Source organism: Pedobacter sp. Bi27, assembly GCF_918698255.1.
GTDB lineage: Bacteria > Bacteroidota > Bacteroidia > Sphingobacteriales > Sphingobacteriaceae > Pedobacter.
This window is the reverse complement of record NZ_CAKKMW010000009.1, coordinates 86,641-103,895: the sequence shown is the minus strand read 5'-3', so window position 1 is coordinate 103,895 and position 17,255 is coordinate 86,641. Positions and strand designations below refer to the sequence as shown.

Annotated in this window: 8 protein-coding genes; 2 read left to right on the top strand and 6 right to left on the bottom strand. The window is 41.0% G+C overall.

The window, feature by feature from the left end:
- Nucleotides 1-24: 24 nt before the first annotated feature.
- The 5 genes from LQ227_RS23290 to LQ227_RS23270 are packed head-to-tail and all read right to left on the bottom strand — an operon-like array spanning nt 25 to nt 10,956.
- A complete protein-coding gene (locus LQ227_RS23290) occupies nt 25-996 on the bottom strand; it encodes a DUF5627 domain-containing protein (RefSeq protein WP_230145284.1) in 972 nt (323 codons plus the stop codon).
- Nucleotides 997-1,023: 27 nt separating this feature from the next.
- Nucleotides 1,024-2,784, bottom strand: coding sequence for a RagB/SusD family nutrient uptake outer membrane protein (locus tag LQ227_RS23285; protein ID WP_230145283.1), 1,761 nt, complete (start codon nt 2,782-2,784; stop codon nt 1,024-1,026).
- 21 nt (nt 2,785-2,805) lie between these two features.
- A complete protein-coding gene (locus LQ227_RS23280; protein ID WP_230145282.1) occupies nt 2,806-5,847 on the bottom strand; it encodes a SusC/RagA family TonB-linked outer membrane protein in 3,042 nt (1,013 codons plus the stop codon).
- Between the two features lie 34 nt (nt 5,848-5,881).
- Nucleotides 5,882-7,771 carry a RagB/SusD family nutrient uptake outer membrane protein gene (locus LQ227_RS23275; protein WP_230151333.1) on the bottom strand — a complete coding sequence of 630 codons (1,890 nt, stop codon included), beginning with the start codon at nt 7,769-7,771 and terminating at the stop codon, nt 5,882-5,884.
- A gap of 11 nt (nt 7,772-7,782) precedes the next feature.
- Nucleotides 7,783-10,956 carry a SusC/RagA family TonB-linked outer membrane protein gene (locus tag LQ227_RS23270; protein WP_230145280.1) on the bottom strand — a complete coding sequence of 1,058 codons (3,174 nt, stop codon included), beginning with the start codon at nt 10,954-10,956 and terminating at the stop codon, nt 7,783-7,785.
- Between the two features lie 1,002 nt (nt 10,957-11,958).
- On the opposite strand from LQ227_RS23270, the gene LQ227_RS23265 reads away from it, so the two are divergent.
- Both LQ227_RS23265 and LQ227_RS23260 read left to right on the top strand, forming a co-directional pair.
- Nucleotides 11,959-14,175 carry an alpha-N-acetylglucosaminidase gene (locus tag LQ227_RS23265; protein ID WP_230151332.1) on the top strand — a complete coding sequence of 739 codons (2,217 nt, stop codon included), beginning with the start codon at nt 11,959-11,961 and terminating at the stop codon, nt 14,173-14,175.
- A gap of 83 nt (nt 14,176-14,258) precedes the next feature.
- The gene (locus LQ227_RS23260; protein ID WP_230145278.1) at nt 14,259-14,693 is read left to right on the top strand and encodes an SRPBCC domain-containing protein; all 435 of its coding nucleotides are present in this window, start codon (nt 14,259-14,261) and stop codon (nt 14,691-14,693) included.
- A gap of 65 nt (nt 14,694-14,758) precedes the next feature.
- Here the strand turns inward: LQ227_RS23260 and LQ227_RS23255 are convergent, their stop codons facing one another.
- Complete coding sequence (locus tag LQ227_RS23255) at nt 14,759-16,672, bottom strand: glycoside hydrolase family 97 protein (RefSeq protein ID WP_230151330.1); 1,914 nt, start codon at nt 16,670-16,672, stop codon at nt 14,759-14,761.
- Nucleotides 16,673-17,255: the final 583 nt, after the last annotated feature.

Below are 17,255 nucleotides of genomic sequence, written 5' to 3'. Positions count from 1 at the left end.
TCTCGATTGTTAGATTAATATTAATTATTTGACCGGCGTAAATGTTTCGGCTTTCACGCCACGGTCGCGCATTACCAGGGTATCTACGCTATTCACTGTTCTATCATTCAGATCGATCTGATAGTTCAGATAAAGGGCATCGCGATCCTGGCTGCCCCAGCTGTTTTTCTCTCCCCGTTTAACAAATTTTCCGGTGCCACTCGCCGTAAAACTGGCATCACCAGCTGCAATTGTACAGTTGCCCGTATTATCAAAAGTTAACAATAAGGTTCGGCTGATACTGGTTCCGCCTGTTACTTTAAATGTGACAGGAAACTCGGCCTGGGTTAGCGAACGTGTGTTTAACTTGTTGATTTCATCATTCTCCACATATTTCATATGGCGAACTACGGTTTGATTGAGTGCGGTGTTACCACCTTTGCCAGCAATCACATCCTTTCCTCTGCGGAGATAAAAACCCTGCCATGTATTGATATACTTTACTGCATATAAGGTGTATTTTTTTTCGGGCAAGATCATTTTGTTCTGATCAACACTGGTCATCGTTAAAGGGATCACATAAGCGGTATTGATAGCCAATGGGTCTGCGAAAAAAGCATCGGTTAGCTGTACATCTACTCCACCTACTAAACTTCCTTTCGGGATGACAATTTTGTTGGTCGCAAGCGTATAATAATTAGTCGGCATGGGCCTTACAATACCGCTGTAGGGTGATGGAAAAGATAATCCCTGGGTTAGCGCGTTATCCACACTGATGCCAACGGTAATATCTTCCTTATTTGAGTAAACACCACCAACTGTACCCATAATTTGAAATTTACGCTGGTTATCCAATGACGTATCAAAAATATCTTCGCCCATGGTGATGGTCCGAATTGGCCCTTGATAGGCAAAATAAACGGTTTGGGTATCATTGTCTGGAAATGCCCATTCTTCGTTTTTGCAGGCGCCAAGTGTTAAGACGAGCGCAAGTAAAATATATACTTTATTTTTCATGATGTTATTTGTTATAGTGAATGAATATTACCATCCCGTGTTTTGTTGCAAAGCATTATACTTTAGCGTTTCGCTGTAAGGAATTGGTCCAAATCTCATATACTCCTGATAGTTTCTTGCTTCTACATTGATTTCCTGGTAGATACCTTGTGAGATACTCACCCCTTTCACCGGTTCGGTTAATGCTGCGTTCCACCTACGAAGATCCCAGAAACGAAATCCTTCAAAAGCCAATTCTAACCTACGCTCATTCCTAATCAATGTTCTCATGGCATCTTTATCTGTTTTAATAGATTCGAGGTAGGCATCACCATTTGCAGTTCCAACGCCGGCCCTGGCACGAATAGCTTTAATGATATCATAAGCAGAATAGGGATTGCCACCATTTGCTGTAGGTCCCCATGCCTCATTCGCTGCCTCGGCATAGATCAGGAATATTTCGGTATAGCGGATATGTGGCCTATAGTGTTTCTGATTATTTACGGTTGGTGTACGACTAACATCCTGTCTTAACAATTTTTTCATGTAGTAACCAGTTCTTGTAGAAACTTCTTTTCTATTCAGTCCATCATCATTCGTTGCCACATCTGTTGTGGTATTGATTACTTTGTTTGTTGGCCCGATCGTATTTCCGTTATACACTATAAATTTTGCTAAACGTGGATCTCTACCTGTAAATGGAGCGGCAGGATTGTATCCGCTCTGTGGCGTATTGGCAATTGGATAACCGTTTTGCATCGGGAAAGCATTAACCAGATTTTGAGTTGGGTTTATGCGGCCCTGTCCAGACAAGGATGGTGGATAGTTAGCAGCTTCTAAATCACTATTTGATCCAACATTTGTGCGCCAAAGCACTTCTCTTGGACTAGCCCCTGAAGCTAATGCATCAATTTCTGCTTTGTTATCATACCAGGTAACACCATTAGGATCTAAGTTGGCTAACCAGTTATTAAGCGAAAGTACCTGTGCTGCATAGGTGGCGGCATCGGCCCATGTGGTAGAATTACCGGTGCTGAAAGCCGGACTTGCACCCATTAATGCTACACGGGCACGAATGGCTTTGGAAATACGACCTGTCATGCGCTGATTAAAAAACTTACCAAAAACCCGGTTATAGGTCTCTACATTAATTCCAGCATATTTTGTCGGGATCTGGCTAGTGCTATTAATATCAGCATAATCTAAAGGAAGCAATTGCTCGGCCTTGTCCAAATCACCATAAATCTGTTTAATACAGGCATCAAATGTGGCTCTTGGCTGGTTAAAGTTAGAAGCCGGATTTTCGGGCTCGAGTACAATAGGGAAACCATATAAATTACCCCCTACTTTTCCGGCGTGCGCCTGTAGCATATACGACATTAGGTAGGCTCTCAAAGCATATGCTTCACCTTTTTGCCTGTCATTAAACATCCTGCTCAACACCGGGTCTTTAGAATCCCAAAGCACCTTATCTGTCTCTGCCAAAAATAAGTTGATATATTGGATACCTGCTCTTGCATTGGTCCATTGATCTAATGGATTAAATGCAGCCGACCATTGCCCGGTGGCAATTTTCCTAAAATTGTTATTGATATCATTACTTACTGCATCATCTGTAGCTACATCGTTAAAAGACCAGCCATTTGATGGAAGCCTTGTGTAACCATTTAGCAATAACCCATGGGCAAGTGCGGGTTCTGTGTAGATGTTCTCAAAATCTCCATTATTTTGTGGAGCGGGGTCAGTAAACTTTTTACAGCCCGAGAGCATCACAACGACAACTATAAATCGTATTAATATTCTGTTCATCTTTTCTAATCTAATATTCAATTAAAACATTGCCTTTACGCCCAGGTTATATAACCTTGTTTGTGGGGCACCCCCTAAACTCAGTTCAAGTATTTCTCTTTCCTTCGCTATTGTTAAAAGATTAAATCCTGCCACATACAGCCCCAGTTCTTTCAACACTTTACTTTTAAACAATTTATCGGAAACTGTGTAGGAGATTTGAACTTTAGATAAATCAAACCGGTCTGTGCTGTACAACCAGAAATCAGACGCTCTGAAATTATTATCACCATTTAAAGTGGTAAGCCGCGGAAAGGTTGCCGTATTTTTTGTTTGAGGCGTCCATCTGTCGCGCACCACTGCCGAATACTTATCGCTTCCGTTAACCCAAAAATAGTTATCGCTTTTCATGGCACTTCCACCGAAGCGGCCTGTACCCAAAACAAATAGGGTAAGATTTTTCCATTTGGCAGTTATATTCAATCCTGCTGTAAACGGAGCACCGAACCATCCACCGCGACCAAGATATACCTGATCCTTATCATCAATGATTTTGTCACCGTTCTGGTCGATATATTTGATATCGCCAGGAGCCAATGCTGATCCAAATGCTGGTTTTGCACTACTAATTCCATCGGCCGCTGCCACTTCACTGGCATCCATGTAAAAACCATTGCTTTTTAATCCCCAGATCGCATCAAGTGGTTTGCCGGCACGGTATTGATAGCTGTTTTCGTAAGTTAACAGATCGGCGCGTTTAGTTGCTTTGGTGGTATAATATGTTCCTGACGCTCCAAAAGTCCAGTCAATAGCGCCAATGCGTTTGTTAAAATTTAAGTAAAAATCTAAACCGGTACGCTGATCACTATTATAATTGCTGTAAGGAACAAAAGAAGAACTCGGAAATCCGGTAGTGAAATAGTTTGGATAAAGAACATTAATCTGACCGATAATCCCGGTGATGTTATTTCTAAAAACATTTGCTCCGAAATTAAACTGATTTTTGAACATTCCACCTTTTATGCCGATACTGATTTCTTTCCTTTTAGCGAAAGTTAAATCCATGTTGGATCCACGGCGCGAATCTGTAGACTGTGTACCTGTACCATCGTTCCAACCATACCAGTTACCCCCTGTGCCTGTATAAATGCTCTCATAGGCAAAATACTCCTCAAAGTCAAGATCGGTATTTAAAATACCTGCTGATGCGGTCAATGTTAGATCGTTGATGAACGAAACTTTTTTCAAAAATGGCTCTTCGCTAAGGTGCCATCCAATAGATGCTGCAGGGGAAAGTGCAATCCTGTTTCCTGGTGGCATTTTTGGTGAGCGTACCACAGCTCCGGTAATTTCGGCAAAATACTTATGGCTGAAATCATAATTTAACTGCAATCCTAAATTAGAATTTGTTGTTGGCTGGTAGATTTCAGATTGCGATTGACGATATGCCGCAGCCAGCAATACTGCAGAGATATGATGATTATTACGAATTGTAGTATTGTAGTTAAATTGACCAGACAACGAAATAGTCTGTCTATAATAACTATCTGCAATGTTCTGAACTCCGGTTTTAGTATCTTCTCCCCAGCGCGTTAAGCTTCCAATCATCGTTGTACCAGAGTAGGTTGTCCAATTGGGCTGGTAAGTTGCATATCCGTTTCTATAACCTTGATTATAACTGTTCAGGTAATCAACCCCCATAGTGGTACTAAAGGTAAGTCCATTCAAAATTCCTTTCAAATCAGCATCAATACCAGTGGTAAACTGAAACTGGCGTTGTACAAATTTATTGTTACCGCTTGCATAAATGGCTGCAAAGGGATTGGTTTGATCTAATTGCGTACCACCAAGGATGTATTGCCCATCAATAATTGTAGCGTTTTTAATCATCGCTTTGCTCACTTCATCGCTCTGTTCCAATAAATTAATTGGGATTAAGGGCGTAAATAAATGAGGACGCAGGGTGGCAGCGTTAGCCCAGTAATTCGTATTTACTCCACCGCTGCTAGAAAACACAGCGCTTGCATCTACACGGGCCTTTAGTGCTTTGGTCAACTGCATATCAACATTTCCCCGAATGTTAAAGCGTTCTGATGTATTATTTTCTTTGGCTTCGCCGAAATTAAGCAGCGAACCCGTAGATGCAAACCCAACATTGGTGTAATAACGTGCACGATCATTCCCTCCCGAAATTTCTGCCACGCCATCATAGCGTGAAAAACTATTTTTCAGGTATTCTGAAGCGTAATAATCTACACTTGGATAACGATAAGGATTAACACCAGAGTGATTATAAATAGTTTCCGGGGTATAAGCCGCCGCCAAACCATCATTTGATAAAGCCTCATTGTACAAAGTCATGTACTCTGAAGAACCCAGATATTGAGCAAATCTTTTTGGCGTATTTAATCCGATATTGGAACGAACGTTTATTTTTTGCTTAGTTGGCGTACCCCTTTTTGTGGTGATCAAAATTACTCCTTTTGCACCGCGACTGCCATATAGGGCAACTGCCGAAGCGCTCTTGAGAAAAGTGATCTCCTCAATTTCATTTGGTGTAACACTGTTCACATCCCTGGGAACGCCATCGACCAATATTAACGAGGTGTTCATACCCCAAAGGTTGTTGCCATTAAAGCCTGGAGCAAAAGCCTCCATCCCGTCCAATCCATAAGTTATAAAGTTTTTCTCAAAGAGCTGTGCCAGGTTAACGCTTGAAACGCCAGCTGGAAGATTACTTTCGGTGGCATTTTTAAAACCCACATTTATTAGTCTATCCTCTTTAATTAAGGTAACCTGCTTTAGGTTGGCTAATGCGATTACCGGCAAGGTTTTATAACCTTTGGCATTTACCGTAAATGTGCTGTTCTCCTCTACCGATAAAGAGAATTCACCAGCCTGGTTTGCTATGGTGAGCACGTCGTTTCCTTCAATAGTTATGGATGCTCCTTTTATCGGATTTCCATTGATATCCCGAACAACAGCTTTTATAGGTATCTTAACGGCGTCCTGACCTTTGATTACACCGACAAACAGTGTAAAAAAGACACACAGCGCCAATGCATTTCTTAAAAATTTCATCATTCTTGTCTTTAATTATTTGTGATCATGAACTACCTTACCATCCAGGGTTTTGCGCAAACTCCTTATACATATTTACATCTGCTCGTTTAAGTGGCAACCAATAATGCTTTTCACTAAACGGACGTTGTAGTATTAATCGCTCACGATAGTTTACAACCCTGTTTAATTTGCTGTCGACCGTAGGGCTTAAAGGAGCAGCGCGATCAAATTCTGCGGCTGTTTTTAAGGTATAAGGCACTTCGGCGAGCAAATGCCAGCGGCGAAGATCATTAAACCGATGTCCTTCAAAGGCAAGTTCAACAGCACGTTCACGCCTTACTTCTTTCATAAACTCTGTTGTAGATACTAAAAACTGTGCGGCAACACGTCCAACGCCAGCACGATCTCGGATCACATTGATCGCATCTACGGCAGTTTTGCTAAATCCTTCTGCGGTTGCACTTGGGGAGTCGTACCCTGTTGCAACCGATTCTGCGTACATCAGGTAAACATCGGCCAAACGCATATATGAAACCTTAATATTCAGGTTCTGTCCATAATTCCAGCCCTGATCGAAGTTATTGGCAGTTCTGGGCACAAATTTGAACATCATATACCCTGTACGGCTACCAGAACGTTCATCTCTATAGCTTCCGTTTGTGAACAGGTTTGCATATCGGTGTGGCTCCATGTTCGCTGCCAAAGTTCCCTGCACCACTTTAACTCCATCATATATAATATCATTATAGAACCTCGGATCGCGATCGCGCCAAGGAAATTGCGGATCATATCCTGAGCCAGAAGGATCAGCCTGGGCAGAATTCGAAATGGGCAAACCGTTTTTCATCCCATAATAATTAACGTAATTTGCGGTAGGCGCAAATACCAGTGCATCGGCACCTACAATTGCTGGTGTATATTGTTTTGCAGTGCCATAGGTTGAACCATGTGCGCCCCAATATGGACCTCTAAATATGGCTTCAGTACCTCCCGGAATCAAGAAATTTTGACCGGTTGTGTAAAAATTGGTGCTGTATTGTGCAAAAGGCAATAACTTATAAGGAGTAGCCCCACTTTCTGTTAGTTTTAATAACTCGGCAAATGCAGCAGCCGCTTTTTTACTCAGCTCTGCATTGTAGGTTTTGCTTCCTGTAGATTCTAAGTTCATTAACGGACTAGCGGCCCACAGGTAGTTTTTACCTAAATAACCTAGCGCCATGATTTTATTGATGCGCAACTGATTTTTACCCAGTGTTTGGATCCCGGCCGTTGTATTGTCCCAATTGATTGGCAAAAGGTCGGCAGCGGCTCTTAAATCAAGTGCTGCCTTTGCTGCGCATTCCTGATACTTTAGCCTTGGTAATCTCAATTCTTCATCGGCTGGCAATACCTTATCAATGTATGGCAGTCCTCCAAAATATTGCATGAGCTGGAAATGGAACCAACCCCTAAAGAACAATAGTTGACCTCTGATCAGGTTACGTTCTTCATCAGTTGCGTTTACCATCAGGCTTAGGTTCTCGAGGCCTAAATTCGCCTTACGAATGCCATACCAGGCCAGTGGATACAGGCCTTTGCTAAAACGATCGTTATTTGTATTGGCGTTGGCATTATCTAAAAATCCAGCTCCCCATCCATCAAACTCTCTTTGCCAGCCCCAAAAATCGCCGTTATCTATTTTGTTAACCAAATGGAAGTTTTGAACTGTAGACTGGATTTCGTCTTCACCCCAGTTGAAACTGTTGGTCCAGTACCGGTTGGTAAAATCTGGAATACAATTATATAGCTCCTCGGTAAAGCCCTGAAAACTGCGAAAGTCTTTGAAGGCAGATTCTGCTGACACAGTTGCTTCAGGATCTCTGTCTAAATATTTTTTACAAGATACCATGCCGGTTCCCGCCCAAATCATTCCTATCAATAATAGGCGTGTTATATATTTTTTCATAATGATCATGTTTAGAAGATGAAATTAGCGCCTAGATTATACCGCTTTACAGTAGGATAAGCACCCTGTGAGGCCCATCCCTGTCCACCAGCGCTTTGATAATTTGCTTCACGGTCATCCGGCATCTTAGTCCATACGTGTAAATTGTTTCCATTTAGGAATATACGTATACTTGAGATTCCTGCTTTTTTAACCCAATCTTGCCTAAAAGTGTAAGCAACCTCAGCATTTTTTAAACGCAGGTAAGAAGCATCATAAAAGTACCTGTCTCCTGTGTAAAAACCCGCTGGCGTTGTTTCCCAACGCGGCATCGGGCCATCAGGGTTTGTATTGTCTTTTGACCAATAACTTCCTTCATCATAGGCAACTGTATTCTTTCCTGAAAAAGATCCAAGCACTACCTGGCGGGTAACATTGTTCACACCGTAAAACTGAGCAAATGCGCTAAATCCTTTCCATTCAAAACCTATAGTGGCATTGTAGGTGTTTTCAGGAGCACCAGAATAACCATAAGGAATGTTATCATTCGCATCAATTATCCCATCAGCATTGTAATCTACCAGATGATAGTTTCCTGGGATTTTCAATTGGTCATTGGCATTGTGCATGGTACTTCCATAAAGCTGATCCCAAGTATTGTAATAACCAGCGCTCACATAAGAATAAGCCTGTCCAATCTGTTTATCAAGAGGCTTGGCATATAACGGCAACAATCCGGCAACATCAGCATAAACAACTTTGTTCTTAGCATGAGTATAATTAATGTTGCTCCATAAGGTAAGGTTATTGTTGATTTTCTTAGTAAAACGAAGATCTATTTCAAATCCTCTTGATTTCACTTTCCCAACGTTAAATGTAGGTGGTGTGGCACCATAGTAACTTGGAACAGCACGAGTGTTGGTAAGGATATCACTCCTGTCGTCCTGGAAGAAATCTACACTTCCAGAGATCATGTTTCCAAAAAACCCAAAATCAAGCGCAATGTTCTTCTTTACAACCTTTTCCCAACGTACGTTTGGATTACCTACCGAAGTTTCCCTATACCAGTTGTAAGGGCTATTTTCTGCAGCTTCACCAGTAGTACCCAGTGGCGTAGTGCCTCCAAATGCCCAGTTCGTCAAGAAGGCAAACCTAGGAGAACCACCATCGTCACCAATTTCACCATACGATCCACGTAATTTCAATGAATTGATGAATTTGATCGGTTTCATGAATTTTTCTTCAGAGATCATCCATCCAAGTCCTCCAGAAGAAAAGAAATCAAACCGATAGGCAGGCGCAAATCGCTCAGAACCATTATAAGCTCCATTATATTCTACACTATACTTACCTGCATAATTGTACGTGGTACGGAAAACCCAGTCTTCACGGTAAGAAGGGATAATACTTCCCGTAGCGGTATTATCTCTGCTCCAAAGCCCCATAGCTGTTAAATTATGATTTTGAGCAATGGTTCGGGCATAATTGATCTGCATCTGAGAAAACATTCTGCGGTAGGTTGCGCCATCGCTAACGTCGCCTGCCCGGCTTGCCCATCTTACACTTTCCCTCCATTCAAGCTCTGTTGCCGCATCTTTGGTTTGTGAATAACTTACTACTCCTGTTTCAGGGTCGATGTATTTACTTAATGTTCCATTATTCCGGTCATCAATTCCACGACCAGCTTCGATAAATGTATTATCGATGGAAAGTGTTCCTTTTAAACTCAATCCTTTAACAAGAGAATTTAGGCTTTGATCTAAGGTAAAATCTGTGGTGATGCGGGAAGTTGTGGTCGTTTGAAGGCCACTGGTAGACAAAATCCTAACAGAGTTTAAACTTTGTTGCTCATTGGGTTTGTAATATCCCCATGTGCCATCCGAATAAACTGGGAGATAGAGATTTGGTGCTGCAGAATAAGCAGCTGTCCAGGTGTTGTAAGGGTTAACATCAATCCATGGGCGCTCTGATGTACCTCTTGAACCAGAGATATTTGTTCTGAATACCGTTGATGGTGTTAATTGAAAATCAAGGTTGCTTCTTACGTTCAATCTTTTGAAACTGTAGCCACCGCTATAACCACGATCGTTACCAAACCTTCTGAATAAATCTCCTTCATCAAGGTAATCAACAGAAGAAAAATACTTCACAAACGATGTTCCACCGCTTACATTAAGATTCGCGTTGTAAGACATTGCATTGTCTCTAAACAAGGTATTTACCCAGTCTACGTTTGGATAACGTTCAGCTTCTTCGAGATTGGCAGGTGAGCGGTATTTTTGCATCACAGCTTCGGGAAGATATGAACTCCAGGCGCCCGGAGCGAGTGCTAATTCGTATTCGATTGTTCGGTTACGCACTTGGAACATATCATACGAGTCGAGCTTACCTGGCAATTTAGATGCAGATTTAACAACTGTATTAGCAGCTGCTCTGATTTCTGCCTTCCCTTCTCGCCCCCTTTTGGTGGTAATCAAGATTACGCCGTTTGCTCCTTTTACCCCAAATACCGCAGTGGCTGAAGCATCTTTAAGTACAGATACTGAGGCTACAGAGCTGATATCGATGTTATTTATCGATCGTTCAACGCCATCTACTAAAATAAGCGGACTGGCATTGTTCCAGGTACTTCGGCCCCGAATAAGAATCTGAGGATCTTCATCCCCTGGCATTCCAGTGCTGGCGGTAGTAATTACCCCAGGCAAATTTCCAGTTAATGCTGCACCTAAACTAGATACACCACCTGTTCGTTCCAGTACTTCACTTGTGGTTTGTGTAATTGCACCAACAACACTCTGTTTCTTTTGAACGCCGTACCCTACAATCACTACATCGCCCAATTGATCAGCGTTGGATTTCATGGTTATGTTTACCGTATTTTTGCCGGCAATACTCACATCCTGAGTTTTCATTCCTATATATGCAACGGTAAGCGTCTGCCGATCAGCAGGCACCTCTATAGCAAATTCTCCATTTGTGCCAGTTTGCACTTTAGAATTAGTACCTTTTACAGTAATAGTAACTCCTATTAATAGCTGCTTTTGTTCATCAACTACCGTCCCGGTTATTTTTCGCCGTTGTTGTGCGGCAGCTGTATCAATCAACAGTGCAGAGATAATCAGTGTTAAATACATCACGAGTAATAACTGCTTTGCTCCCCTATATCTGGAGCGCGCATCATTACCCATATTGGTTATTTTTTCCATTATTTAAAATCATTTAAAGAGAAATAGATTTGGATAATTGTATGCCAGTCCTAGTTAGTTAGGATCACCAAAACAGATTTTTCAATTGTTTTAGTTCGCGTAGAGCGGAGTAACCCCTCTTTGAAGTAGTAGTAGTTTTTAGTCATAAAATTTGGTTTATTTTGGTTAGGATTAATATTCGATACTATTGAACGGATTCAATCTGTATCGGTGTGAGATCGATTTGGATTTAACCAGGTGCTTTCATGAGCGTTTGTTCAGTTTGGTTCATATTTATTTGGTTAGCCCCTTACTGTAAAAACCAATTTAGCTTTCCTGATCATTGAACAATCTGCCTTTGGCATCACACTGAGATTTAAGATCAGCGTTAAGCACTAGTCGTGTAAGTATTAGTTTGTACTTACATCAGCATCATGTTCGAACGGAAAGGTATTGGTTTACCTGTATTGAGTATTCGAAGCTAAGACAACTATAATTTTAAGGATAGCACAATTGTTTAAATTTATACCCAGTTTGTTTAAGTGGTGTAGAAAGTGCCTGTATGCATCAAAAAAGGCATTAAAGTGATAACATCCATTTTATTTTAAACACAATTGTCTTATCTATATTAGCATATGGGTAGGGCATAAATCCAATGTGTATCGTCTTTTAGCTATTATGCGTCACGCTGTTTTCCATTTAGCGAACCTATATTTACATATGTAGCAGACAAAAATGTCGTTTAACCCTTGCCCAAAGTTTTTGTAGATATATATACAGAAATAAGCTTAAATAAATCATCACAAGAGAAAAAAACTATAGGCTTATCTTTATAACGATTGCTCAGATTCCTGTAAACAAAAAATGGCACCACAATAACTAAAGCAGATAATGGCTAAATATATATTATGGAGCCAGCTATACCTGCCCCATTATTTATTATCTGTATATTGAACTGCTAATAATTTTATTGTATATCAGGATATCAAAAGCCGCGATTATCCTTCAAAATAAAACAAACAGATGAAATATAAAATATACTTTCTTGCTGCATTTTTGATAATGGCATCTGCTAAAACAAGGGCGCAAGCTTATCTTTCTTCATCAGCTGAACTGATCAAAAGGGTTCTGCCCAAACAGCATCAGCTTTTTTTAATCCAAAGCATCGTTTCTGAAAACGGCATGGATGTCTTTGAAATTGAAAGCAAAAAAAACACCATCATTTTAAGAGGTAGCAGCGGCGTAGCTATTGCTTCGGCTTTTTATTATTATTTAACGGAATACGTCCATTGCCAGATAACCTGGAACGGCGTTAACCTTAAATTGCCACAAAACCTACCGGTGGTTAAAAATAAAGTAAGGAAATCTACACCTTACGAGTACCGCTATTACCTTAACTACTGCACTTTTAATTACAGCATGAGCTGGTGGGATTGGGCCAGGTGGGAAAAAGAAATAGACTGGATGGCACTCCATGGCATTAATATGCCCTTGGCTATTACCGGAGAAGAATATACCTGGTATCTTTTGTATAAAGAAATGGGTTTTAGTGATAACGATCTGAAGGATTTCTTTACCGGACCAGCCTATTTTTCGTGGTTCTGGATGGGAAATATAGATGGTTGGGGTGGTCCCCTGCCATTGGACTGGATGAAAAGCCACTTCGAACTGCAAAAGAAAATCTTGGCCAGGCAGCGTTCTCTTGGCATGAAACCGGTTCTACCTGCATTTACAGGGCATGTACCAGCAGCGTTTAAAAAGAAATTTCCAAATGCGAAACTGAAGGCTACCAACTGGACCAATGGTTTCGCAGACACTTATATCCTCGATTCTGAAGATCCTATGTTCGCCGCTATCGGAAAAAAGTTTTTACAGAAACAGACCGCGTTGCTGGGTACCGATCACCTCTACTCTGCCGATACCTTTAACGAAAATGAACCACCATCATCAGCACCTGATTTTTTAGGTAAACTGAGCGCAAGAATTTATGACGGGATGTCGCAGGCAGACCCCAAGGCTATTTGGGTGATGCAGGGCTGGCTATTTTATAGTGATAGAAAATTTTGGAAAGAGCCCCAAACAGAAGCCCTTTTAAAAGCCGTACCCAACGACAAGATGATATTGTTAGACCTGGCCACAGAAATAGAACCGGTATGGAAACGCACTTCGGGTTTTTATGGAAAACCCTGGATCTGGAATATGCTGCACAATTTTGGCGGAAATACCAATCTTTTTGGACGGATGGACGTAATTGCCACCGCACCTGCAAAAGCCTTGAACGATCCGCAAAGTGGCAAGATGAAAGGTATTGGCCTTACAATGGAAGGCATTGAACAAAACCCGGTATTATACGAGTTGATGATGGCCAATGTTTGGCAATCGAAACCGATAGACCTAAAAACATGGCTGCCTAATTTTGTTTTTAACAGATACGGAAAAAACAATCCCAATGCCCAAAAGGCATGGGAAATTTTAAGAAAAACAGTTTATAATGTACCCCAGGATAAATACATCAGAGATGGTGCAGAATCCATTATTCAGGCACGTCCCACACTTGATTCACTGACCCGCTGGGCCAAAACGACCTTAAATTACTATGAGCGGGACCTATTACCAGCCTGGGATGAGCTCATAAAGGCAGCGCCTACCTGCGGTAGTAGTGATGGTTTTCAATACGACATAGTGGACGTAACCCGACAGGCCATGGCAAATTATGCCCTGCCCTTACAGCGAAATTTTGTAACCGCCTACAAAAAAAAGGATATGGTTACCTTTAAAGCAGAAAGCCAAAAATTTCTTCAGCTTATTGACGATATGGACAAACTATTAGCTACCCGAAAAGATTTTATGCTTGGTCCGTGGGTTGAGCAGGCAAGAACATGGGGAAACAATCCAGCTGAAAAAGCACTTTACGAAATGAACGCGAAAGATTTAATTACCCTATGGGGTGATGAAAAAAGTCCGTTAAACGAATATGCCTGCAGACAATGGAGTGGATTGTTCAGTGATTTTTACAAACCGAGATGGGCGCTTTTTTTCAGATATGCATCAAAGGCCATCGACAATCAAAAAGAAATCGATATCAAACAGTTTAACAGAGAGGTAAGTGCCTGGGAATGGGGCTGGGTAAACCAAAGGAAAGATTATCCCCTAAAAACGGTTGGCAGTTCAGTAAGTATAGCCATTGAGATGCATAAAAAATACAGAAGCATAATTGAGAAAGCGCATCAGTATCACTAGGCTATCATTAATAGGGCACTTGCAGGTTCCTGCAGGGTAAGAACCCCGTGTCATCAGCCTGAAAATATTGTACTTTTGTGACGATGGATATACTACAAAAAACCGTGTTTATCACTGCTCCAATACATGCGGTATGGGATAGCCTTACTATCCCTGAGTTTATTCAGGAATGGACATATGATAGCCCTATTGAAATACAGACGGATTGGAAAGTCGGTAGCGCAATAATCACAAGCGGGAATCTGCATGGGATCCAGTTCATCAATTCAGGAACAATCCTCGAACTGGATCCTTGCAGCAAACTCTGTTATAGTTTTTTAAGTTCGCTCTCTAATTTACCTGATACCGAAGAAAGCTATTGTATATTGGAATTTAATTTGACATTTAAAGATAAACAGACCAAGCTTGAGCTTACCATTCGCAATTTCCCTGACGAAGTGATCCGTAAGCACTTGGAGCTATATTGGGGGCCAACAGTTGAACTCATCAAGCAACAAACAGAAAACCGTCAAATATAATTTACTTGCCAGATAAACTCAATACCTTAACTTTTCAATTCCTATCAAGTATCCAGGTTTGGACCTTACAAGCTGCTGACTACTCCTGCAAAGCCGCCTCTGGGCAAGCATTGAATTTGCAATATACCCGATTTTTTGATGCTTTTGGTTTCGCTGGTAATCGATTTCGTATCTGCTCCATCTTTAAATAACTGGAGAGAATAATCTGAATTGCCCAAAAATTTCAAATTTAGATCGAGTGTTTGTGGTGTGTCTTTTCCATTAAGTCCGGCTACATACCAGAGCTTTCCTTTTCTTCGTGCAATAACGATCATTTCACCGGGATAGCCCTCGATTAGTTTGGTTTCATCCCAGGTTGTGGGAAAATCTTTTAGAAAATTCTGTGGTCCAGCTGATAAATTATAATAGGCAGATGGCCTGTCTGCAAAATGTTGTAAACCAGACTCAAATACCACTGCCAATGCCAGTTCGTGTGCAAAGGATGTTTTGTGCTCATGCTGCGAATCTGAAAACGTTACCGGCGTGTAATCCATAGAACCGATTATATTACGGGTAAATGGAAGCGTGGTATTATGTGCAGCAGCTTTGTCCGTTAAAATTGAGTTATTGTTATACCATTCTGCCCCGTAAACTGCTTCGGTAGTCATTAAGTTAGGGTAAGTACGGGCCCAGCCGCGTGGTACGGTAGCGCCGTGAAAGTTAACCAGTAAATGGTATTTTGCAGCATCTTCCAGAATATCTATGTAATATTTCATCATATCCTGCTGGTCTCCCGCAAAAAAATCGACCTTGATGCCTGAAACCCCAATACTTCTCAGCCACGAAAATTCTTTATCTCTTTTCTCTTTTGTCAACAGCCTGTCTACCGGAGTCGCACCAAGCCAATCTGTACCGGAATTGTACCATAAAAGCGTCTTGATGCCTTTGCGCTTTGCATAGCCCAAGGCATCTTCCACCTTTCCTCCATTTGACATCATGTCCCATTCCCAGTCGATCAGTACATATGGCCAGTGCATTTTTACGGCAAGGTCTATGTATTCAATCACTTTCTTATAGTCCTTTGATCCGTGATTATATGCCCAATATACCCAGGCTGCACTTCCTGGTTCAATCCATTTGGTGTCTTTAAAGGCAGTAGCCTCACTCACATCGGTAATCAATGTACTCTCTACCAGATCGGCCAACTCCCCAATGATCATCACATGCCACTGCGATTTCCAGGGAAGACTGGAAACAGCTCCGCCCAGCAGCTTCTTTTTGGCCGAAGGATAGGTTACCTTGTATACGTTTTTGTTTTCTTTATTGTTAAGCCGGGCTGCGCAATTTTCTTTGCTGATGCCTGCTTCAGAAATTAACACCCACAATGGCTGACTATTAACTTTATATAATGCAGGATAGCCCCAATCGCTATTGTTTTTTTCGTTAGTTCCTGTGGTAGAATAAGGAAAAAAACCCTCATAAGCCTGGTTATAAGGTTGTATCCATCTTTCGCTGCCCGTAGGAACTACATAGGCCGTAGTTTCATCTATAATAGAGAAACTAGAGTCCTTGCTATTGGGAAAGCTATACCTGAATGCAACCCCGTCGTTATAAACTTTAAAAGTGATATCCAGGGGTTGATCGGATGGATTCTTATAACTGAATGTTTTTTCAGTACCAAAATTCTCGCAGAATTTTCGCTTTCCAGTCAGCATTTCATATTTGTCATGAACAGCAACGGCCTTACCTTCTCCAATAAGCCTGAGATTTGATGCGAACTGCTGATCTTCCCTTGAAATACCTAGCGGTGAGCTGGGCAGCACTTCAATATAAGCACTTCCTTTTTTATAAAGCACTTTAAAATGTACCTGACCTGAACCTCCCTGACCAGCTTGCTGCATTTCTACAACTACTTTAATTTTTTTATTGGGCGATAGAATTTGCTGGGCATACCCAACTGAACTGAAAATAAGGCTCAGTGCTAAAAAAAGACTTTTCATTTGTTTTTTATTTTTATAAAAGTGTTGCTAAAGTTGAAATATTTATCTGTTAACGCTATTTCGCTCTTCCATTGTCAAGAAAAGAGATTCCCGAAATTCCGTATTGATTTTTTCCATTCCTGATTTGGTATTGCCTCATAATTTAGGTTAAACTAAATGAAAGTTCATTAGCTTATCTATGACAAAAAATTCAGCATTCTATAACATGCTGCTCTTTTATGTCTGGTTTATACTGGTTATATTTTATACCGTTACCATATTACTGAATCAAGGAAGATGCTATTTTCCAATCTCGAGGTCACCTGTCGGTATTATAACAAAGTTATATAAAGCCGCTTTCTAAGCGTTATACTAAATAGACTATATTTTGTACAAAACCGACAAAATACAAGCTGAAAACTAAATCCGTTCTAAAGAAAAAACATGCTCTCCTTACTTAGGATCACACTTAAATCGATTTAGGAAATCAGCTGATTTTGTCCAGAGCCGTTTTTTACTAAAAACAACGGGTAAATTCAGGACGACGGATCAGGTTCATTAGTTTACTGAAAGATATACATTATAAATGTTCATGTAAATGCAT

What these genes read in the sequence shown, in the direction of transcription:
- LQ227_RS23290 (WP_230145284.1), bottom strand. Translation starts at nt 996, where the DNA reads ATGAAAAATAAAGTATATATTTTACTTGCGCTCGTCTTAACACTTGGC.
- LQ227_RS23285 (WP_230145283.1), bottom strand. Translation starts at nt 2,784, where the DNA reads ATGAACAGAATATTAATACGATTTATAGTTGTCGTTGTGATGCTCTCG.
- LQ227_RS23280 (WP_230145282.1), bottom strand. Translation starts at nt 5,847, where the DNA reads ATGATGAAATTTTTAAGAAATGCATTGGCGCTGTGTGTCTTTTTTACA.
- LQ227_RS23275 (WP_230151333.1), bottom strand. Translation starts at nt 7,771, where the DNA reads ATGAAAAAATATATAACACGCCTATTATTGATAGGAATGATTTGGGCG.
- LQ227_RS23270 (WP_230145280.1), bottom strand. Translation starts at nt 10,956, where the DNA reads ATGGAAAAAATAACCAATATGGGTAATGATGCGCGCTCCAGATATAGG.
- LQ227_RS23265 (WP_230151332.1), top strand. Translation starts at nt 11,959, where the DNA reads ATGAAATATAAAATATACTTTCTTGCTGCATTTTTGATAATGGCATCT.
- LQ227_RS23260 (WP_230145278.1), top strand. Translation starts at nt 14,259, where the DNA reads ATGGATATACTACAAAAAACCGTGTTTATCACTGCTCCAATACATGCG.
- LQ227_RS23255 (WP_230151330.1), bottom strand. Translation starts at nt 16,672, where the DNA reads ATGAAAAGTCTTTTTTTAGCACTGAGCCTTATTTTCAGTTCAGTTGGG.